This is a genomic window from Paracoccus mangrovi (assembly GCF_042648425.1).
GTDB classification, from domain to species: domain Bacteria; phylum Pseudomonadota; class Alphaproteobacteria; order Rhodobacterales; family Rhodobacteraceae; genus Paracoccus; species Paracoccus mangrovi.
This window is the reverse complement of the sequence record NZ_JBHRXJ010000002.1, coordinates 211,402-231,981: the sequence shown is the minus strand read 5'-3', so window position 1 is coordinate 231,981 and position 20,580 is coordinate 211,402. Positions and strand designations below refer to the sequence as shown.

Below are 20,580 nucleotides of genomic sequence, written 5' to 3'. Positions count from 1 at the left end.
TTATTGATTTATTACAGTGCTTTAAAATCATAGTTCCTGAATTTGTCAGCTAGCTTCCCAAACTTTATACTTGACAACTACTGCATGATGCGGCCTCTTCACCGCACAGAACCGGGAGAGAGGGAAGATGCGACCAGATCAGATCGCCGCGCGGATGACAGGCCGGCTGACCCAGACCGCCCCGGGCCGGACCGAGGCATTCCTGCCCTCGCCCAAGATCCAGAATCATGCCGCCTTTCTGGCGCCTCTGCCGGGCGGGCATCTGCTTTGCGCATGGTTCGGCGGCACGCTTGAGGGCAAATCCGACATCTCGATCCATGCCGCGATCCTGCCCGCCGGCAGCGATCAATGGGGGCCGGCGCGATTGCTGTCGCATGACGCGGCGCGTTCGGAACAGAACCCGGTGATCTTTGCCGCGCCCGATGGCGGGTTGTGGCTGTTTCACACCGCCCAGCCCTCGGGCAATCAGGACGAATGCCAGATCCGCATGGCGCCACTGCATCTGGACCCGGCGGATCCGACGATGATTTCATCCGGCAAAGGACGGTTTCTGGACCTGCCGCGCGGTTCGTTCATCCGCGCGCCGCTGGTGGTGCGCGACGATGGCGCCTGGCTTTTGCCGATCTTTCGCTGCATTCCGCGGCCGGGCCAGAAATGGAATGGCAGCCATGACATCGCCGCGGTCGGGGTCTCGACCGATGGCGGCGCAAGCTGGCGGCTGGACGAAGTCCCCGGCTCGATCGGTTCGGTGCATATGAGCCCGGTCGATCTGGGCGGGGGCCGGATCGCGGCCTTTTACCGCCGGCGTCAGGCCGATTTCGTGCATCGTTCCGACAGCCGCGATGGCGGGCGCACATGGTCGGCGCCGGTCGCGACCGACCTGCCCAACAACAATTCCTCGATTGCGGCGATCCGGCTGGCGGATGGGCGCATCGCGGTGATCGGCAACCCGGTCAATGCCGAAATGTCGCCCGACCGCCGCGCCTCGCTTTACGATGAGCTGGGCGAGGATGACGCCCGCCCCGATGCCGACCCGACCGGCGGCTGCGTGCCCATCTGGGGCGTGCCGCGCGCGCCGGTGGTGGTGGCGCTGTCGACGGATGGCGGCGCGACCTTTCCGCAGCGGCTGTTGATCGAGGACGGGCCGGGCACCTGCACATCGAACGATTCGACCGATGGGCGAAACATGGAAATGTCCTATCCCTGGATCTGGCAGGCGCCCGATGGCGGCCTGCATCTGGCCTATACCTATCACCGCCGCGCCATCAAACATGTCCATCTGTCGCCCGAACATCTGGCGCCCCGGACGGGAGAACACGCATGAGCGACATCATCGGCATCACCATGGGCGACCCTTGCGGCGTCGGCCCGGAAATCAGCGTCAAGGCATTGGCAGAGATGTCGCCGGCCGACCGCGCCCGCACCCGCATCTATGGCAACCGCGCCACGCTTGAGGCGGCAAAGGCCGCCATCGGCTGCGACGTGGATCTGGATGGCCATGTCGTCGATCTGGCCGTCGAGGGCGCGCCCCTGCCTTGGGGCCAGCTGTCCCCGGTCGCGGGCGATGCGGCATTCCGCTTTATCGAGGCCGCCGTGCGCGACGCGCAGGCGGGCCGCATCGGCTGCATCGTCACCGCCCCCATCAACAAAGAGGCGCTGAACGCCGCCGGCCATCACTACGACGGCCACACGGGCATGCTGCGCAGCCTGACCGGATCGCAGGCGGCCTATATGCTGCTGGCCTCGGACCGGCTGAAGGTCATCCATGTCTCGACCCATGTGTCGCTGAAGGATGCGATCGGGCGGGCGACAACCGAACGCGTGCTGGCCACGATCCGCGCGGGTCATGCGCATCTGCAACGCATCGGCATCGCCAGCCCGCGCATCGCGGTGGCGGGCATCAACCCCCATTGCGGCGAAAACGGCCTGTTCGGGACCGAGGACGACGCCCAGATTGCCCCCGCCGTCGCCCAGGCCCGCGCCGAGGGTATCGACGCCCAGGGCCCGATCTCGGCCGATACGGTGTTTCACCGCGCCTATAACGGCGCCTTCGATCTGGTGGTCGCGCAATATCACGATCAGGGGCATATCCCGATCAAGCTGGTGGCCTTCTACGATGCGGTGAACGTCTCGGTCGAACTGCCCATCGACCGCACCTCGGTCGATCACGGCACCGCCTTCGACATCGCGGGCAAGGGCATCGCCAATCACGGCAACATGAACGCGGCCATCGCCTATGCCCGCCAACTGGTCGCAGGGGGCCGCGCATGAGCTTTGCCATCGAAGGCGTCTTTTGCGCCGCAGCCACCCCCCTGAAAGCCGATGGCACCCCCGACCTGGCGCTGTTTGGCGCCCATACCCGCGCCCTCATCGACGAGGGCTGTCACGGCATCGCCATGCTGGGCTCCACCGGCGAGGCGAACAGCTTTTCCGCGCGCGAACGCATGGCCCTGCTTGAGGCGGCGATTGCCGGCGGCACCCGGCCCGACCAGCTTTTGCCCGGCACCTCGTCCTGCGCGGTGACCGAGGCGGTCGAGATGACCCGCCATGCCGTTCAGGCCGGCGTCCGGGGCGTGGTGATGCTGCCGCCCTTTTATTACACGGCTTTTTCCGACGACAGCCTGTTCCGGTACTATGCCTCGATCATCGAAAAGGTGGCGGATGACCGGCTGCGGGTGATCCTGTATCACATCCCGATGCTGACCGGCGTGCCGATCAGCCGCGATCTGATCGCCCGGCTGATCGCGGAATTCCCGGATACCGTCATCGGCATCAAGGACAGCGATGGCAAGATCGAGAACATGCACGCGATATCCGCCCGCTTCCCGGGTTTCGCGGTGCTGGCGGGTGCCGATCCGCTGCTGCTGCCGGTGCTGCAAGGCGGCGGGGCGGGCTGCATCACCGCGACCTCGAACCTTGTGGCGCGGGAATTGCGCTTTGTCTTCGACCACTGGCAGGACCCGGCCCGCGCAGGCGAGGTCAAGGCCGCGCAGGACATCATCGTCGCCTGGCGCAACCTGACCAACAGCCATGTGCAGCTGCCCACGGTCAAGACCATGCTGGCCCGCCGCCGCGGCGATATGGGCTGGCTGAACATCCATCCGCCATTTTCGCCCCTGTCGCGTGACGAGGCCGCACAGGTCTGGGCAAGCATGGAACAGCTTGAAGGAGCCGCCGCATGAGCCTGTCGCGCATCATCACCCTGCACCAGCCCCGGCGGCTGGAAATCGGCGCCAATGCCGCCGCGCGCACCGGCGCATGGGCCGCGGATGCCGCCCGCATTCTGGTGCTGGCGACGCCGCTGACGGCGGGCTTTGCCGACCGGCTGGGCCTGACCGGCACGGTCACCGTCTTTGACGCCATCCCCGGCGAACCCGATATCGCCACGTTCGACGCCGCGATGGACGCCGCCCGGCAGGCCCGGCCCGATCTGGTCGTGGGTCTGGGCGGCGGCTCGGTCATGGATGTGGCCAAGCTGGTCGCGGCGATGTGGGACGGCGATCAGACGCTGGCCGATGTGGCCGGCCCGAACAAGGTGGCCGGGCGCCGCAGCCGGCTGGTCCAGATCGCCACCACCGCCGGCACCGGGTCCGAGGCCGGCATCCGCGCCCTGATCACCGATCCGGGCAAGGGCAACAAGATCGCCGTCGAAAGCCCGCATCTGATCGCCGATCTGGCGGTGCTGGATCCGGTCCTGACCTATAGCGTGCCGCCCGCCGTCACCGCCGCCACCGGCATCGACGCCATGGCCCATTGCGTCGAGGCATTCACCAACAGGAACGCCCACCCGGTCATCGACGGCTATGCCCGCATGGGGATCGATCTGGTCGGCAGATATCTGGCCCGCGCCGTCGCCGATGGCACCGATACCGAGGCGCGCGAGGGGATGATGCTGGCCTCATTCTATGGCGGGATCTGCCTTGGCCCGGTCAATACCGCCGCCGGCCATGCGCTGGCCTATCCGCTGGGGACGCTCTTGCATCTGCCGCACGGGCTGGCCAATGCGATCATCTTTCCACATGTGCTGGCCTATAATGAAAGCGTCGCGCCGGCCAAGACCGCCGAGGTCGCGGCGGCGCTGGGTCTGGGCGAGGGCGATCTTTTGGCGCGGGCGCATGGCTTTTGCGCGGGGCTGGGCGTCGAGATGCGGCTCGCCGCCCATGGCGCGACCGCGGATCAGCTGTCCCGCTTTGCCGAGGATGCCCATGCCATCCGCCGGCTGATGGACAACAATCCGCGCGACATGTCGGTGGATGACGTGCTGGCCATCTATCGCGCCGCCTTCTGATGGGCGCGGGCGGGGAACGGATCGCACTCGTCTCGGGGGTCAGCTCCGGGATCGGGCAAGAGATCGCCCACACGCTTTTGGCGCAGGGCTGGCGGGTGATCGGGCTAAGCCGCCGCGCGCCCGGCCTTGACCATCCCCGCCTGCACCATGTCGCCGTGGATCTTTCCGATGCGGCGGCGCTGGACGCGGCGCTGGTCGATATCGGCCCGCTCGATGCGATCATCCATGCGGCGGGTGTGCTGCGCGTGGGCCGGATCGGCACGCTTGACCCGGCGAATGGCGATGCCATGTGGCGCCTGCATGTCATGGCCGCCGAGCGGATCGTGAACGCGCTTGTTTCCCGGCTGGCCGATGGCGGGCGGATCGTCCTGATCGGCAGCCGCACCGCCGCCGGTTCCGCCGGGCGGTCGCAATACGCCGCGACCAAGGCCGCGCTGCTTGGCATGGCGCGGTCCTGGGCGATCGAGCTTGCGCCGCGCGGCATCTGCGTCAATGTCGTGGCCCCCGCCGCCACCGACACGCCCATGCTCAAGGACCCCGCCCGCGCCGGCGTCCAGTCGAAAATGCCGCCCATGGGCCGGCTGGTGCAGCCCGCCGAGATCGCCGGCCTGACCGCTTTCCTGCTGGGCGACGCGGCCCGCAGCATCACCGGCCAGCAGATCACCGTCTGCGCCGGATCCTCGCTTTAGGGGCGGCGGCCATGCGGCTTTGCATCATCGCCGACGATCTGACCGGGGCGCTGGACGCCGCCGCGCCCTTTGCCGGGCGCGGGCTTTGCGTGCGGGTCGCGCTGGACCCCGGGGCCACCGCCATGGTCGTCGCCCAGAACCCCGATGTGATGGCCGTCAGCACCCGTTCGCGTGACGGCGACGAGGACGCGGCGCGCGCGGCCATGGCCCAGGTGCTGGCGGCGCTGCCGCCCGGCCCGCAACTGATGAAAAAGGTCGATTCGCGGCTCAAGGGGCATGTCGCGGCGGAACTTGCCGTGCTGGACCCGTCCGCGATGCTGGTGGCCCCGGCGATCCCCGATTTCGGCCGCATCACCCGCGATGGACAGGTGCGGGGCTTTGGCGTCGCCACCCCCATCGACATCCGCGACCGGCTCGGGGCGCTGGCCGGGCGCGCCATCATCCCCGATATCGAAACCCCCGAAGAGATGCGCGCCGCGCTGGCCCATGCGCCGCAAGACGCGCTGCTGGTCGGCGCGCGCGGCCTGAGCGAGGCGCTGTCCATCGCCATGACCGGACAGGCGGTCCCGACCCCGGTCCGGCCCCGCGCAAGCCGGGCGCTGATGATCGTGGGCTCGCAGGATCCGATCACGCTGGCACAGGTCGAACGGGTGGCGCCCGGACTAAGCTGTGCCGATGCGCCGCTGGGCGATCTGGCCGGGGCCGGGGCCTTGGCGGGTGCCGATCACCTGCTGGTGCAGGCGACCCCCGCCGACGCGGCCACCCGCCCGCCCGAGGCCGTGGCCCGCGCGCTGGCGCGCAGCACTCATCCCCGCCTGACCGCCGACCGGCAGGCGATCCTTTTGACCGGCGGCGCCACCGCCGAGGCGGTGCTTGCGGAAATGGGGGTGCGCGTTCTGGACCTGCGGGGCGAATGCCTGCCCGGCCTGCCCGTCGGCGTTCCTGTTGGCCCGACTGTTGGCCCGACCGCCGGTCAGGACGACGGCACCTGCATCATTGCGAAATCGGGCGGTTTCGGCGATGTAAACACACTCGCCTTGGTTCTGGCGATGTTTCGGGACGAGTTGTGATGCCAGCAGTTGAAAAGACCGCGCGGAAAAGCCTGGGTGAGATCGTTTATGAACGCATGGAGCGGGCGATCAAATCCGGCTCGTACAAGCCCGACGAACGCCTGCCGACCGAGCTGGATCTGGCCGCCGAATTCGAGGTCTCGCGCCCGATTGTGCGCGATGCGCTGAAACGGCTGCGCGAACAGGGGCTGATCTATTCGCGGCGCGGCGCCGGCAGTTTCGTGCGCTCGATCGGGCTGAAACAGCCGCTGGGCTTCGGGCTGCTTGAAAACGTGTCGGACCTGCTCAGCTGTTATGAATTCCGCCTGACGCTTGAGCCGGCGGCGGCGGGGTTCGCCGCCGAACGCCGCGATCCGCAATCGCTGGTCCGCATCCAGACCGCGCTGGAACAGATGCGGGACGCGACCAACCGTCAGGTGCACCGCGAGGATGCGGATTTCCAGTTCCACCTCGCCATCGCCACCGCCGCCGAGAACAGCTATTTCTCGATCGCGATGGAGGCGCTCAAGGAACATATCGCCGTCGGCATGCGCTTTCACGGCATGTCGGTCAAGCGCGAGGTCAGCGGCCTGAGCCGGGTCTTTGACGAACATCACGCAATTTTTCAGGCCATCCAACAGGGGGATGCCGCGCAGGCCCGCGATCTGATGCATCGGCATCTGAGCGGATCGCGCGAACGGCTTTTCGAAAAGAAACGGCCCGCGCAGAACGGCTGATCGGTCACGTTGCGCGCGCGAGCGCCCTGGCCTCGGCAAGATCGGCGCATGTGTCGATGTCGCGCAGCCGCTCGGGCGGCAGATGCAGCCGCCGGCCCGGCGCCAGCCCCCGCAGCAAGGCCCCGGCCCCGCGATCCCCGCTCAGGCCCGCCAGCCGGGGAAACCAGCTTGCGGGAAAGACCGCCGGGGGCGTCGGGGCATCCATATGCCACGCGCTGGCCGGCCCGTCCCCCGCCAAAGCCAGCAGCGCCGCTATATCCCCGGGCCGCAGAAACGGCATATCCCCCAAGGCCACGATTGCGCGCTGGACCGGGCCGCGCCCGACCGCCAGCATCCCCGCCGAAAGGCTGGCGGAAAGGCTCTGGCCGGGCGCGACCATCACCACCCTGAAATCATGATCGCGCAGGATTTCGGCGACCGCATCCGACGCGGCGACGGCGATGCGGATATCCACCTGTGGCAGGTGCAGCGACCGCGCCGCATGCGCCACCAGCGCCGCCCCCCCGAGCCGCGCCAAAAGCTTGTCATCGGCCCCGAAACGCCGCGACGCCCCCGCCGCCAGCAAAAGCGCCGCAACCGTCATGCCAGCCGCGCCCGGTCCAGCACCTGCGCCAGCACCGATGCCGCAAGGGTGCGCGGATCGCGGGCCGAAGGCACCAGCCCGAAAGGCGATGCCAGCCGCGCGATCCGATCCCCGGACAGGCCCAGCGCCGAAAGCGCGTCACAGCGCGCCTGATGCGCGCGCAGGCTGCCTTGCGCGCCGACATAAAGCGCGGGCGAACTGAGCGCCGCCTGCAACAGCGGCGGTTCCCAATCGTGATCGTGAAAGAACAGCGTGACCGCGGTGCGCGGATCCGGCCGCAGCCTTTCGGGCCAGCGCGGACGGTCCAGCGCATGGCCGTTTTCCAGCCCGCGCAGGGTCGCGGGATCGGGGGAAAACGTCTCGACCGGATAGCCGGCGGCGGCGGCAAGGACGGCAAAGCAATGCGCCTCGGGGCCGGCGCCAAGAACCGCGAAGCGCAGGCGCGGCTGAATATGCAGCATCAGCGGCCCCAGCAGCAGCATCGCCCCCTGTCGCCGGTCCAGCATCGCGGCGGCCTGCGCAAGCGTGTCCCGGTCGGGATCGGGCAGGACCAGAATATCCAGCCCGCCCCCACAGGGCAGCGCAAGATCGCGAAAGGGCGAGCCCGCCCCATAGCGCAACTGGCGCACCCGCCCATCCGCCAGCGCCTGCCGCGCATGCAGGATCACGTCACGTTCGATACAGCCCGATGACAGATTGCCATGGGCCCGCCCGTTCTCATCCACGACCATCATCGCGCCCAGCGGACGATAGGACGGCCCGTCGACGCCACAGATGACGGCCAGCGCGGCCCGCCCGGACCCCAGCGCGGCGCAAAGGGGTGTGTCGGTTTCACAGATCGCCACGACGCGCGAACTTGCGCGCGCCCCGGTCAGGTCAAGCGGCGGGGCATGGGTCATCTCGGCCTAGCCCGGACAGGGTTGGCCACCGGCGACCCAGGTCTGGATGTCGCGCAGGTGGTTCTCGAACCCGCCGGGCGCGGGCTCGCGCCCGCCACCGGGCACAAAGCCCCAATGGATCGTCCCCTTGAGATTGGCGTCATGGACCAGATGCTCGACCAGCCCGGCCCCGTCGCGCCCGCCATTGCGTGCCGGATCCTTGAGCTGGGCGCAGATATCGCGCCCACTCATCCCGAACCACTGCATTTCGACCGGCGCCAGCTGCCAGTCGACGCCGGCATGGGGCGGGGCCTGTGGCATGTCATTGGGCATGGCCGAGGTCACATGACAGGTCGAACACATCAGCGTTTCCGCCCCGATCCGGCTTTCGCCGGCATTGATGTTCATCCCGTGCGGGCGGGTCCGGGTTTCGCCGACAAGGGTCCACATCGGCACATTGTCGGACCCCACATGGCAATTGGCACAGCGGGGATGGGTGACCACCGCCTCGATCCGGGTCCAGGCCTCGAGCGCCTGCGCGGCGCTGACGCTGCCCGGCGCGGGCATGGGCGGGGCGGCGATATCCTCGGCCAGCAGCGGCGCGGCAAGCGCCACGGGCGCGGCAAGGATCAACATGGAAATTGCGCGTTTCATCGGTGATCCCCCCTGCTCAGACAAAGTTGACGAACTTGTTGAACGGCATTTCGCGAATGCGCTGGCCGGTCGCGGCAAAGATGGCATTGGCCAGCGCCGGCGCCGCCGGCGGGACCGGAGGCTCGCCGATGCCGCGGATCTTGGGACCATTGGCAAGGCCGCGCACCGCAATCGCCGGGCATTGGTGGATGCGCATGCCCTCATGGGCCTGATAATTGGTCTGCTCCACCTGACCGCCGGCATAGGTCAGTTCGCAATTCATCGCATGGCCCAAGGCCCAGACCACGCCCCCCTGCACGAGGTTTTCGAAATTCACCGGGTCCAGAACCGGCCCGACATCCGCCGCCACCCAGACATTGTCGATGCGGATGCCGGCTTCGGTCGCCGTGACCTCGACCACCTCGCAGACCGGAACGCCGAAGGATTCGACAAAGGCCACCCCGCGCCCCCGGCCATTGCCCAGCGGCCCCTGCCAGTCGCACATCTCGGCCACGGCCTCGATCACCTTGCGATGATAGTCGATCTTGCACATGTCGATGCGGGCGCGCATCGGGTCGAGCCCGGCGGCATGGATCAGCTCGTCGATAAAGCCTTCCGAGATGAATCCCCCCGTCGATGCCCCGACCGAGCGCCAGCTTGAGACCGGCGACAGCCCCCTTGCGGCATAGGTCGAGATCCGCAGATTGGGGATCCGATAGCTCATCGGGCGCACGCCCATCGGGGTCTGGGCGTCCGGCCCCTCGACCGGCATGCCCAGCCGGCCCATCTGCGAGGCCATGACCGGGGTCGAGGAAATCAGGAACTCGGCCGCCTCGATCCGGCCGTCGCGCGCGACACCGCGCATCCGGCCCATGGAAAGCTGGCGCGGGAAATCCTGCAAGAAGTCCTCTTCGCGCGAAAAGATCAGCTTGACCGGCGTGCCGCGCATCTTGTTGGCGATCTCGGCGGCGGGGCGGATGTTTTCGAACTCCAGCCGGTGGCCGAAACTGCCGCCGCTATAGAGGTTGTGAAAGATCACCTTTTCCGCCGGATGGCCGGTGATCGCGGCGACCATGGCCTGCACGGCATTGGGGATCTGATGCGCGACCCAGATTTCGGCACCCTCGTCGGTGACTAGGATCAGCGTGTTCAGCGGCTCAAGCGGCTGATGGGCGACATAGGGCGCGCGATATTCGGCCGTGATCACGCCCTCGGCCGCCAGCGCGGCGTCGGCATCGCCTTCGTCGCGCCAGACCTTTTCCAGATGCTCGGGCGCAAAGGACGCCTCGATCACCGCCCAATGCCCGGCCTGATCGGGGGGATAATCGCCCGCCGCCCAATCGCATTCGACCGCCTCGGCCGCGCGCATCGCATACCAACTGTTCGAGGCGATCACCGCGATGCCGTTGCTGATCTCGACGACCGAGGTGACGCCCGGCATGGCCAGCGCCGCGCCGGCGTCATAGCCCTTAAGCTTGCCGCCCTTATAGGGGTTCATCCGCACGGCGGCATGGACCATGCCATCAAGCGACAGGTCGAGGCCGTATTTCAGCGCCCCCGTCACCTTGGCCGCGACATCGACGCGCTGCATCGGCTTGCCCAGCAGCCGCCAGGCGGAGGGATCGCGCAGGCTGACGTTTTCGACCGGCGGGATGGCGGCGGCCTCGGCCGCCAGATCGGTATAGGGGATGCCGGTGCCGTCGGGCAGCACCACCTGTCCGCGCCGGGTGGTCAGATCGGCGACCGCGATGCCGGTCCGCTTGGAGGCCGCCGCCTTGAGGGTTTCGCGCGCCACCGCACCCGCCAGCCGCAGCTTGTCATAGCTGTCGGGGACCGAGCTTGAGCCGCCGGTCATCTGCATGCCCTGCCCGGCGATCCATTGCGCCGCCTGTGCGCGGGCGGCCTCGGCCTCGGGGCTGAGGTCATAGGCTTCATAGGGGACGAACTCGCCGGCAAGGCCGGTATTGGCATAGGCCGGATCGACCGGGCCGAAGGACAGCTCGGGCTGATCAAGATCGACATCCAGTTCCTCGGCGATCAGCGCCGCCTGAACCGAAGCCACCCCCTGACCGACATCGGCATGCGGGGCCACGACCGTGATCCGGTCCGGGCCGATCACCACCCAGGGGTTGATCCGCGCGCTGCCGGCGGGCGCGCCCTGAGGCAGGGGCGGCGCCATGTCCTGGGCCAGCGCGGGCGGGCCAAAGGCCACGCCGCCGGCAATCGCGGCCGAACCGATCAGAAAGGCGCGACGGGACAGATCCATCCTATCCTTCATCCTATTTCTCCGCCATCTTGTCCGCGGCGGCGTGGATGGCCGCGCGGATGCGCACATAGGTGCCACAGCGGCACAGATTGCCGGCCATGATCGCGTCGATATCGTCATCGCTGGGCGTGGCATTCGCATCGAGCAGCGCCGCCGCCTGCATGATCTGCCCGGCCTGACAATAGCCGCATTGCGGCACCTGATGTTCGATCCAGGCCTGTTGAACCGCGTGCAGCGATTGCGCGCCCAGCCCCTCGATGGTGACGATCTCGGCCCCCGCCAGATCGCCGATCAGCGCCTGACATGAACGCACCGCCGCGCCGTTCACATGCACGGTGCAGGCCCCGCATTGCGCCACGCCGCAGCCGTATTTCGGCCCGGTGATCCCCAATTCGTCGCGCAGCACCCAGAGCAGCGGCATTTCGGGCACCACATCGACCTGTCGTTTTTCGCCGTTCACGGTGAGTTCGATCATGCTGGCCTCTCCCTCGCGCTGGCATATCGGATCAGGGAAAGCGTATCGGTTAAGCATAATTTGTCCAGATGGGCGCGCGCGCCGGCCGTGCCCGCGGCCCCGCCCCCGGCCCGCCGGCCGCCATCCTTGCGGGGATCGTGCCGGGCGGCCGCGCGCCCCGTGGCCATGGGGCGGTTTCCGGCAAGTCCCCTTTGCGCCGAGGATTTTCGTCTTGCCGCGTGATTGCCAAAGGCCCGGGATTTCCCGGCGCGGTTTCCCGAAGCCCGGATGCCGGAAAATCCCCGACCCGCCGCGACCGGCCCCAGGACGGGCGGCCGCAATCGCCGGAAATGGGACCAAGCCCCCCCTGCGGGAACCCGTGGGGGACAGAATCACCAAGGCCCCGGCGCGCCGGCACGGATGCCGGCCGCCCGCCCCGCGACCGGGGCGTTACCGGCCCCCAACGGCCCTGGGCGGAACCGCGCGGGGCGGCGCTGCGCCCCCGTTGACAGTTCCCGCGCGCATCACCGAAATGGCGGCAAACGGGCTTTATGGGGCGCGATCCGAATGGATGAACTCTTGGGCGATACAAGCTTGAACGGAATCGCGCATCGGGCGCTGAGCCTGTGGCAGAACGGCTATCTGGGCATCAGCATCAAGCGTGTTGTGATCGCGCTGGCGATCATGACGGTGGCGATGATCCTGCGCCGGCCGGTCGCCTCGCTCTGCCTGTCGCTGGTGCGGCGGACCTTGCGCGGCCGTCGCCGCAGCACCGACACCGCCCCGCTGGTGAATGTGCTGCACCGGCCCGCCCAGTTTCTGGCGCCCTTGCTGGGGCTGATTCTGATCAGCGAATTCGTGTTGCAGAACGACCGCCTCAAGACGATCTGTCAGGATCTGTCGCGTTCGATGGTGGTGTTTGCGCTGTTCTGGGCGCTGTTCCGGCTTGTCGATCCGATGCTGCGCCGGATCGATGAACGCTCGCCCTATCTGAACGCCTCGATGCTGGGCGTGGCGGTGGCGGTGGCGCATATCATCGTCTTTGCGCTTGGCGCCGCCGCGTTTCTGGACATCTGGGGCATCAAGATCGGCCCGATTCTGGCCGGGTTCGGCCTTGTCGGCGCGGCGGTCGCGCTTGGCGCGCAGGATCTGTTCAAGAACCTGATCGGCGGCATCTTCATCATCATCGAGAACCGCTTTCAGATCGGCGACTGGATTTACGCCGATGGCATCTGCGAGGGCACGGTCGAGGCGATCGGGCTGCGCACCACCACCGTCCGACAGTTCGACATGTCGCCGATCTATGTCCCCAATTCGCAACTGTCCGACACGCCGGTGGTCAACAACCAGCGCATGACCTATCGGCGCATCGACTGGACCGTCGGGCTGACCTATGACAGCACCGCCGCGCAGATCAAAGAGGTCTGCGACGGCATCCGCGACCATCTGATCGGCAACAGCGATTTCGTGCAGCCGCCCGAGGCCCAGATTTTCGTGCGCGTGGACGAGCTGGGCGACAGCGCCATCAACGTGATGGTCTATTGCTTTACCCGCAGCACCGACTGGGGCGAATGGCTGCGCATCAAAGAGGCGCTGGCAAACCGCATCACCGCCGTCGCCGCCGCCGCCGGGGCCGGCCTCGCCTTTCCCAGCCAGTCGCTTTACGTCGAGACCTTTCCCGGCCAGGGCCCGCATTCGGCAAGCCCCGTCGCGCAAAAGGATGCCTAGGCACGGAAATCCGGGCTTGAACCCCGCTCTTGGCTATGGGCTGATGGTGCGACAGCTCCGGCCGCGCCCGGCCGGGCGGATGACCCCGAAAGGAACGCGCATGCCTGGAACTGCCAAGATCCTGACGCTGACCCTTGCGGCCGCGCTGATGCCGGTCGCCGCACTGGCCGCCGATCCCGAAACCTGCGCCAAGGTGCGCCTGTCCGATCCGGGCTGGACCGACATCACCGCCACCAATGGCGTCGCCGCCGCCCTGCTTGGCGGTCTGGGCTATACGCCCGATATCGCCACGCTGTCGGTTCCCATCGGCTATGAGGCGCTGAAGAACGGCGAAACCGATGTGTTTCTGGGCAACTGGCTGCCCGCGCAACAGAAATTCCGCGACGATCTGGACGCCTCGGGCAAGACCGAGGAACTGGTCCAGAACCTGAGCGGCGCCAAGTTCACGCTGGCCGTGACCGAGGCCGGCGCCGCCCTTGGCATCAAGGATTTCGCCGATCTGGACGCCCATAAGGACGCCTTTGGCGGCAAGATCTTTGGCATCGAGGCGGGCGCCCCCGCCAACCAGTCCATCGCCGCCATGATCGCGGCCGACAAGTTCGGGCTTGGCGATTGGGAACTGGTCGAATCCGGCGAACAGGCGATGCTGGCGCAGGTGGCGCGCAATGACGGGGCGGGCACGCCCTCGGTGTTTCTGGCCTGGGCGCCGCATCCGATGAACGTCAAGCACAAGCTGACCTATCTGTCGGGCGGGGATGCGGAATTCGGCCCCGATTTCGGCGGCGCGAGCGTGCATACCCTTGCCCGCAAGGAGTGGGTGGCGGCCTGTCCCAACGCCGCGAAACTGTTCAGCCAGCTGGTCTTTGACGTCGATATGGAAAACCTGCTGATGGGCAATATCCTTGACGACGGCATGTCCGCCGAAGAGGCCGCCAAGGGCTGGATCGCCGCCCATCCCGATACGGTCAAGACCTGGCTCGACGGCGTGACCACGCTGGACGGCCAGCCCGGCGCGGATGCGGTCATGGCGTCCGTGAACTGACAGGGGGATGGATTGAACCGGCCGAATATCCTGATCGTCATGGCCGACCAGCTGTCGGGGGTGCTGTTCCCCGACGGTCCGGCCGGTTTTCTCAATGTGCCGCATCTGCGGGCTCTGGCGGCGCGGTCCACGCGCTATGCCAATGCCTATTGCGCGAGCCCCCTTTGCGCGCCCAGCCGCGCAAGCTTCATGTCCGGGCAATTGCCGCGCCGAACCCGGGTCTATGACAATGCGGCCGAGTTCGCATCCGACATCCCGACCTATGCCCATCACCTGCGCCGCGCGGGCTATCAGACCTGTCTGTCGGGCAAGATGCATTTCGTCGGCCCCGACCAGCTGCACGGGTTCGAGGAACGGCTGACCACCGACATCTATCCCGCCGATTTCGGCTGGACCCCGGATTACCGCAAGCCGGGCGAGCGCATCGATTGGTGGTATCACAACCTCGGTTCCGTCACCGGCGCGGGCGTGGCCGAGATCACCAACCAATACGAATATGACGACGAGGTCGCCTATAACGCCTGTCGCAAGCTTTACGACCTCGCGCGGGGCGGCGACGACCGTCCATGGTGCCTGACCGTCAGCTTTACCCATCCCCACGACCCCTTTGTCGCGCGGCGCAAATATTGGGATCTCTATGAGGGCGCGCCGGAACTGGAACCGCCCGAGGGCCTGTCCTATGACCGGATGGATCCGCATTCCCAACGCCTGATGGATGCCTGCGACTGGCGCGGGCTTGAGGTGACGCCCGAACATATCCGCCGCGCCCGCCAAGGCTATTTCGCCAATATCAGCTATGTCGACGAGAAACTCGGCGAAATTCTCGACGTGCTGGAACGCACTCGACAGGATGCCATTGTGGTGTTCCTGTCCGACCACGGCGAGATGCTGGGCGAGCATGGGCTGTGGTTCAAGATGAACTTCTTTGAACAATCCGCCCGGGTGCCGATGATGATCGCCGCGCCCGGCATGGCGCCGGGCCGGGTGGATACGCCGGTCTCGACCGTGGATGTGCTGCCGACGCTATGCGAATTGGCGGGGATCTCGATCGCCGAGATCGCGCCATGGACCGATGGCCGCTCGCTGGCGCAGGGTACCGAGACGCGCGGCCCCGTCGCCATGGAATACGCCGCCGAAGGCAGCATCGCGCCGCTGGTCTGTCTGCGCGATGGCGACTGGAAATACATCGCCTGCGAGGCCGACCCGGAAATGCTGTTCAACCTCGCCATCGACCCGGGCGAACGCGTCAACGTCGCCGGCCATCCCGGCGCCGCCGAGGTGATGGAGCGCATGCGCGAATTGGCCGCCGCGCGCTGGAACCTCGACGCCTATGACAGCGAGGTGCGCGAAAGCCAGGCCCGGCGCTGGATCGTCTATGAGGCCCTGCGCAACGGCGCTTATTTCCCATGGGATTATCAGCCGCTGATGCAGGCATCCGAACGCTATATGCGCAACCACATGGATCTGAACGTGCTTGAGGACGCCAAGCGCTTTCCGCGGGGCGAGTGATTGGCCGGGGATATCCCCCTTGCGACGCCGCGCATGGCCGCGATCCGGCTTGGCCCGGGTGAGGATCCGTTCACCGCGCTGCGCGACTTGCAGGCCCGGACGGGCGCGCGGGCCATGGCAATGGTGACCTGCGTCGGCAGCCTGACACGGGCCATGATCCGCCATGCCGACCAGCCCGAGACCCGGGAATATCTGGGCCGTTACGAGATCACCTCGCTGGTTGGCACCATCGACCCGCTCAGCGCGCATCTGCATCTGGGGATCGCGGATGGCGAGGGGCGCGCCTTTGGCGGCCATCTGATGGCGGGATCGCGGGTCTATACCACGGCGGAAATCGTCGTCGCAATCCTTGACGGGCTGGCGTTTTCGCGCGCGCCCTGTCCCCGCTCGGGCTATGACGAGCTTGTCGTCCGCCGCGATCCCGACCGGTCCTGATCGCCCGCCGCCCCGGTCGAAACGGGACCGCCCGGGCCTTGTCCGCGACGGCATGCCGCGCCGCTGGGCTGGAACGAAACGCCCCGAGCCGCGTTTGCCAGAGTTGTTTCCATGAAAGGATGTTGAAATGTCCGACCTGCTTGTCATCGCATTCGACAACGAGGCCAATGGCTTCGAGCTGCGCACCGCCCTGGTCAACATGCAAAAGGAATATCTGATCGAGCTTGAGGACGCTGTCGTCGTCACCCGCAATGCCGAAGGAAAGATCCAGCTGCATCAGGCGATGAACCTGACCACGGCGGGCGCTGTGGGCGGCGGCTTCTGGGGCACGCTGGTGGGGCTTTTGTTCCTGAACCCGCTTCTGGGGGCGGCGGTGGGCGCGGCCTCGGGGGCGTTGGCCGGCAAGCTCAGCGATATCGGCATCAATGACGATTTCATGCGCGATCTGGGCAATTCCATTCCGCCCGGCGGCTCGGCCGTGTTCATTCTTGTGCGCAAGATGACCGCCGACAAGGTGCTGGCCAAGCTGGAAAGCTTCCACCTCAAGGGGCGCGTGCTGCAAACCTCGTTGCCCGAGGCAGAAGAGGCGCGCCTGCGCGAGGCCTTTGCCGGCGGCAAGCTGGGCAGCGCGCTTGGCGTGCCGGCGGCCGACCAGAGCGCCGCCGAGGCCACACCGGCGGGCGGCGCATAAGCCTTTGGCTTGACGCAAGGGGGCTGGCCGTGACAGGACGCGGCCATGCCCCGCAGCGCCGACCCAAGCCCGCAGGAACAACGACGCCTCGTCCGCCGGGGCGGGGGTCTTTTTCTATCGCTCATCCGCTGGCTTTGGGGCTGGACGCGCTGGATCGGGGCGCGGTTTCTGGCACTTATGGTGGTGCTGGTCCTGATCTTTTCCTTTATCAATCCGCCGACCAGCTGGACCATCCTGACCGAAACCCGCGCCTATCCCGGCACACCGCACGAATGGACGCCGATCGGGGAAATCGCCCCGGCCATGGTGCGGTCCGTCGTCGCGGCCGAAGACGCCAATTTCTGCGCGCATTGGGGCTTCGACATGGTCGAGATCCGCAAGGTCATCGCCTCGGGGTCGACGCGCGGGGCCTCGACCCTGACCCAGCAGACGGCCAAGAACGTATTTCTTTGGCAGGGGCGCAGCTGGCCGCGCAAGCTTCTGGAAACCGCCTATACCCCGATGATCGAGGCCTTGTGGTCCAAGCGCCGCATCGTCGAGGTCTATCTCAATCTGGCCGAATTCGGTCCCGGCGTCTTTGGCGTCGCGGCGGCGGCGAAATATCATTTCGGCACCACACCCGACAAGCTGAGCGCCCGGCAGGCGGCGGCGCTGGCCTCGGTGCTGCCGGCCCCGAAAGCGAGAAAGCCGCAAACCGGATCGCGCCGCACCCGCGCCATTGCCGACGGTGCCGCGACAATCGCGGCGGACGGTCGCGACAGCTGTCTGCAACTTCCGCGTTAGGCGCGTCCCCCGTGCCACCGTCCCGGCGGGAAACCCCGTCCGGCCCCCAAGCCTGTTGAAACCCACCCCCCCGAGGCGTATCACCCCGGAAAGCCCGCGAACGAACCGGTTTTCCATCCATGAATACGTCCCCGTCCAATTCCACGATCCGTCTTTACCACGTCTCGCTTTCGCCCTTTTGCCGCAAGGTCCGGCTGGTCCTGGCCGAAAAGCGCATCGAGGTCGAACTGGTCGAGGATCGCTATTGGGAACCCGATTCCGAACTGATGCGGCGCAATCCCGCCGGCAAGCTGCCGGTGCTGCGCATGGACGGGCGGTTGATGGCCGAAAGTCAGGCGATCTGCGAATATCTGGACGAAACCCATCCGCAGCCGGCGCTGATGCCCGCAAGCGCCGCCGACCGCTATGAGGTGCGCCGGCTTTGCGCGTGGTTCGACGACAAATTCAACGCCGAGGTCACCCGCCCGGTGATGAACGAACGGGTCTGGAAAAAGATCATGCGCCAGGGTTACCCGGATTCGCGCACCGTCAAGGCCGGGCTCAGCGCCATCCGCCAGCATATGGATTACATGCGCAGCCTTTTGGAACACCGCCGCTGGCTGGCCGGCGATGTGATGACGCTGGCCGATTTCACCGCCGCCGCGCATCTGTCCTGTCTGGACTATATCTCGGATGTGGACTGGACCTATTCGACCGAGATTCAGGAATGGTACGCCAAGATCAAGTCGCGGCCGGCCTTCCGCAGCCTGCTGGCCGATCATCTGCCGGGGGTGCACCCGGCGCCGCATTATGCGCTCCTGGATTTCTGATCCGGCCGAAATCCGCGACCGGCTCATCGCGCAGGCCGGGGCCGAGGGGTTTTCCGCCCTTGGCATCGCGGCCCCCGACGCCAATCCGCAGCTGCCCGAACGGCTGGCGGCCTTTCTGGCCGATGACCGCCACGGCCAGATGGGCTGGATGGCCGAACGCACGGCATGGCGCGCCGCGCCCGATGCACTTTGGCCCGAGGCGCGGTCGGTCATCATGCTGGCCGAGCTTTATACCCCCGAACACGACGCGACCGAAATCCTGCGCCATCCCGACCGCGGCGCGATCAGCGTCTATGCCCAGGGCAAGGATTACCACGATATCGTCAAGAAGCGCCTGAAACGGCTGGGCGGCTGGCTGGTCAACCTGACCGGATGCGAGATCAAGGTCTTTGTCGACACCGCCCCGGTGATGGAAAAGCCCCTGGCGCAGGCGGCGGGCCTTGGCTGGCAGGGCAAGCATACCAACCTTTTGTCGCGCGAGCTGGGCAGCTGGTTCTTTCTGGGCGCGATCTTCACCACGCTGGACCTGCCCCGGGATGCGCCGGAACGCGAACATTGCGGGTCCTGCCGGTCCTGTCTGGACGCCTGTCCGACGGGGGCGTTTCCGGCCCCCTATCAACTGGATGCGCGGCGCTGCATTTCCTATCTGACCATTGAACACAAGGGGCCGGTCGACCCGGAACTGCGGCCGCTGCTGGGCAACCGCATCTATGGTTGCGACGATTGCCTTGCGGCCTGTCCGTGGAACAAGTTCGCCCAGGCCGCGACGGAACTGCGCTATCACGGCCCCCATGGCGGCCCGGCGCTGGCCGAAATCGCGGCGCTGGACGACGCCGCATTCCGCGAACGCTTTTCCGGCAGCCCCATCAAGCGCGTGGGCCGCGACCGCATGGTCAGGAACGTCCTTTACGCCATCGGCAATTCCGGGCTTGCACATCTGCGCCCGGTGGCCGAGGCTTTGCAACAGGACCCCGACCCGGCCGTCGCCGACGCGGCACGCTGGGCCTGCCAACGATTGTTGTGATGCCGACCCGCGACCCGACCGCGCCGAACCATATCGAATTGCCGCCGCAAAGCCCGTTTCTGGGCATCATCTTGAAGTGCCTCAGCGTTCTGGTCTTCACCACCATGGGCGCGCTGGTCAAGGCGACCTCGGACGGGGGGCTTGGCGTGCCGCCGGGACAGCAGGTGTTCTTTCGGTCCTTTTTCGCGATCCCGGTGATCCTGATCTGGCTGGCATGGCGGCACGAACTGCATGTCGGGCTGCGCACCTTTCGGCCGATGGGACATTTCTATCGCGGCATCATCGGCACGCTGTCGATGGCGCTGGGGTTCTGGGGGCTGGCGCTGTTGCCATTCCCCGAGGTGACCGCGATCGGCTATGCGGCGCCCCTCCTGGTCGTCATCTTTGCCGCCATGTTTCTGGGCGAGGATGTGCGGCTGTTCCGGCTGTCCATGGTCGTGCTTGGCCTGATCGGGGTCATTATCGTGCTGTCACCACGCATCAGCACCGGCACCGATCTGGGCTATAAGGAAACGCTGGGCGCGGTGGTCACGCTGGGCGCCGCCGCCTGCACGGCGCTTGCCCAGATCTTTGTGCGCAAGCTCGTGCATGAGGAACGGATCTCCGCCATCGTGTTCTGGTTTTCGATCACCTCGACGATCCTCGGCCTGCTGACCCTGCCCTTTGGCTGGGTGGTGCCCAGCCTGCGCGAGGCCGTGCTTTTGGTCAGCATCGGGCTTTTGGGCGGGCTGGGACAAATCCTGATGACCTCGGCCTATCGCCATGCCGATGCCTCGCTGATCGCGCCGTTCGAATATGTCTCGATGCTGCTGGCGCTGGCCATCGGCTGGTTCATCTTTGGCGAGGCGCCGACGATGGTGATGCTGCTGGGCGCGGCACTGGTCATTCTGGCCGGCATCCTGATCATCTGGCGCGAACGTCAGCTGGGGCTGGAACGGTCGCGCCAGCGCAAGGCGATGACGCCGCAGGGGTGATCGCGCGA

Annotated in this window: 21 protein-coding genes; 16 read left to right on the top strand and 5 right to left on the bottom strand. The window is 67.0% G+C overall.

Annotated elements, in window-relative coordinates:
• The first annotated feature begins 127 nt into the window (after nt 1-127).
• From ACFOMH_RS03510 to ACFOMH_RS03480, 7 genes are read left to right on the top strand one after another with little or no spacing between them, the layout of a single operon-like run.
• A complete protein-coding gene (locus ACFOMH_RS03510) occupies nt 128-1,324 on the top strand; it encodes a sialidase family protein (RefSeq protein ID WP_377742649.1) in 1,197 nt (398 codons plus the stop codon).
• A complete protein-coding gene (gene pdxA / locus ACFOMH_RS03505) occupies nt 1,321-2,271 on the top strand; it encodes a 4-hydroxythreonine-4-phosphate dehydrogenase PdxA (protein WP_377742647.1) in 951 nt (316 codons plus the stop codon). Before ACFOMH_RS03510 ends, pdxA begins: the two co-directional genes overlap by 4 nt.
• The gene (locus ACFOMH_RS03500; protein WP_377742645.1) at nt 2,268-3,182 is read left to right on the top strand and encodes a dihydrodipicolinate synthase family protein; all 915 of its coding nucleotides are present in this window, start codon (nt 2,268-2,270) and stop codon (nt 3,180-3,182) included. The genes pdxA and ACFOMH_RS03500 overlap by 4 nt, the downstream gene beginning before the upstream one ends.
• A complete protein-coding gene (locus ACFOMH_RS03495) occupies nt 3,179-4,288 on the top strand; it encodes an iron-containing alcohol dehydrogenase (RefSeq protein ID WP_377742643.1) in 1,110 nt (369 codons plus the stop codon). Before ACFOMH_RS03500 ends, ACFOMH_RS03495 begins: the two co-directional genes overlap by 4 nt.
• Nucleotides 4,288-4,977, top strand: a complete 690-nt coding sequence (locus ACFOMH_RS03490; RefSeq protein ID WP_377742642.1) for an SDR family NAD(P)-dependent oxidoreductase — start codon at nt 4,288-4,290, stop codon at nt 4,975-4,977. Before ACFOMH_RS03495 ends, ACFOMH_RS03490 begins: the two co-directional genes overlap by 1 nt.
• An 11-nt stretch (nt 4,978-4,988) precedes the next feature.
• Nucleotides 4,989-6,047: a four-carbon acid sugar kinase family protein gene (locus tag ACFOMH_RS03485; RefSeq protein WP_377742641.1), complete on the top strand. Its 1,059-nt coding sequence runs from the start codon at nt 4,989-4,991 to the stop codon at nt 6,045-6,047.
• A complete protein-coding gene (locus ACFOMH_RS03480) occupies nt 6,047-6,763 on the top strand; it encodes a FadR/GntR family transcriptional regulator (protein ID WP_377742639.1) in 717 nt (238 codons plus the stop codon). The genes ACFOMH_RS03485 and ACFOMH_RS03480 overlap by 1 nt, the downstream gene beginning before the upstream one ends.
• Before the next feature lie 4 nt (nt 6,764-6,767).
• On the opposite strand, the gene ACFOMH_RS03475 is transcribed toward ACFOMH_RS03480, so the two are convergent.
• The 5 genes from ACFOMH_RS03475 to ACFOMH_RS03455 are packed head-to-tail and all read right to left on the bottom strand — an operon-like array spanning nt 6,768 to nt 11,595.
• The gene (locus tag ACFOMH_RS03475; protein WP_377742637.1) at nt 6,768-7,346 is read right to left on the bottom strand and encodes a nucleotidyltransferase family protein; all 579 of its coding nucleotides are present in this window, start codon (nt 7,344-7,346) and stop codon (nt 6,768-6,770) included.
• Complete coding sequence (locus ACFOMH_RS03470) at nt 7,343-8,245, bottom strand: XdhC family protein (protein WP_377742634.1); 903 nt, start codon at nt 8,243-8,245, stop codon at nt 7,343-7,345. The genes ACFOMH_RS03475 and ACFOMH_RS03470 overlap by 4 nt, the downstream gene beginning before the upstream one ends.
• A gap of 6 nt (nt 8,246-8,251) precedes the next feature.
• The gene (locus tag ACFOMH_RS03465) at nt 8,252-8,878 is read right to left on the bottom strand and encodes a hypothetical protein (RefSeq protein WP_377742631.1); all 627 of its coding nucleotides are present in this window, start codon (nt 8,876-8,878) and stop codon (nt 8,252-8,254) included.
• 16 nt (nt 8,879-8,894) lie between these two features.
• A complete protein-coding gene (locus ACFOMH_RS03460; RefSeq protein WP_377742629.1) occupies nt 8,895-11,123 on the bottom strand; it encodes a xanthine dehydrogenase family protein molybdopterin-binding subunit in 2,229 nt (742 codons plus the stop codon).
• 13 nt (nt 11,124-11,136) lie between these two features.
• Nucleotides 11,137-11,595: a (2Fe-2S)-binding protein gene (locus tag ACFOMH_RS03455; RefSeq protein WP_377742919.1), complete on the bottom strand. Its 459-nt coding sequence runs from the start codon at nt 11,593-11,595 to the stop codon at nt 11,137-11,139.
• Between the two features lie 549 nt (nt 11,596-12,144).
• Here ACFOMH_RS03455 and ACFOMH_RS03450 point away from each other — a divergent pair.
• The 9 genes from ACFOMH_RS03450 (at nt 12,145) to ACFOMH_RS03410 (ending at nt 20,572) form a co-directional block, all read left to right on the top strand.
• The gene (locus tag ACFOMH_RS03450) at nt 12,145-13,305 is read left to right on the top strand and encodes a mechanosensitive ion channel family protein (RefSeq protein ID WP_377742627.1); all 1,161 of its coding nucleotides are present in this window, start codon (nt 12,145-12,147) and stop codon (nt 13,303-13,305) included.
• 100 nt (nt 13,306-13,405) lie between these two features.
• On the top strand, nt 13,406-14,347 hold the full coding sequence (gene choX, locus ACFOMH_RS03445; RefSeq protein ID WP_377742625.1) for a choline ABC transporter substrate-binding protein: 942 nt from the start codon (nt 13,406-13,408) through the stop codon (nt 14,345-14,347).
• Between the two features lie 12 nt (nt 14,348-14,359).
• A complete protein-coding gene (gene betC, locus ACFOMH_RS03440) occupies nt 14,360-15,856 on the top strand; it encodes a choline-sulfatase (protein ID WP_377742623.1) in 1,497 nt (498 codons plus the stop codon).
• Entirely contained in the window at nt 15,857-16,291 is a 435-nt protein-coding gene (locus ACFOMH_RS03435) for a PPC domain-containing DNA-binding protein (RefSeq protein ID WP_377742622.1), read from the top strand.
• 127 nt (nt 16,292-16,418) lie between these two features.
• On the top strand, nt 16,419-16,982 hold the full coding sequence (locus ACFOMH_RS03430) for a DUF1269 domain-containing protein (protein WP_374422444.1): 564 nt from the start codon (nt 16,419-16,421) through the stop codon (nt 16,980-16,982).
• Between the two features lie 45 nt (nt 16,983-17,027).
• Nucleotides 17,028-17,765 carry a monofunctional biosynthetic peptidoglycan transglycosylase gene (gene mtgA, locus ACFOMH_RS03425; protein WP_377742620.1) on the top strand — a complete coding sequence of 246 codons (738 nt, stop codon included), beginning with the start codon at nt 17,028-17,030 and terminating at the stop codon, nt 17,763-17,765.
• A 119-nt stretch (nt 17,766-17,884) separates the two neighbouring features.
• The gene (gene fzlA / locus ACFOMH_RS03420) at nt 17,885-18,574 is read left to right on the top strand and encodes an FtsZ-binding protein FzlA (protein ID WP_374422440.1); all 690 of its coding nucleotides are present in this window, start codon (nt 17,885-17,887) and stop codon (nt 18,572-18,574) included.
• Nucleotides 18,555-19,598, top strand: a complete 1,044-nt coding sequence (gene queG, locus ACFOMH_RS03415) for a tRNA epoxyqueuosine(34) reductase QueG (RefSeq protein WP_374422438.1) — start codon at nt 18,555-18,557, stop codon at nt 19,596-19,598. The genes fzlA and queG overlap by 20 nt, the downstream gene beginning before the upstream one ends.
• Nucleotides 19,598-20,572, top strand: coding sequence for a DMT family transporter (locus ACFOMH_RS03410; protein WP_374422436.1), 975 nt, complete (start codon nt 19,598-19,600; stop codon nt 20,570-20,572). The genes queG and ACFOMH_RS03410 overlap by 1 nt, the downstream gene beginning before the upstream one ends.
• Nucleotides 20,573-20,580 lie beyond the last annotated feature (8 nt).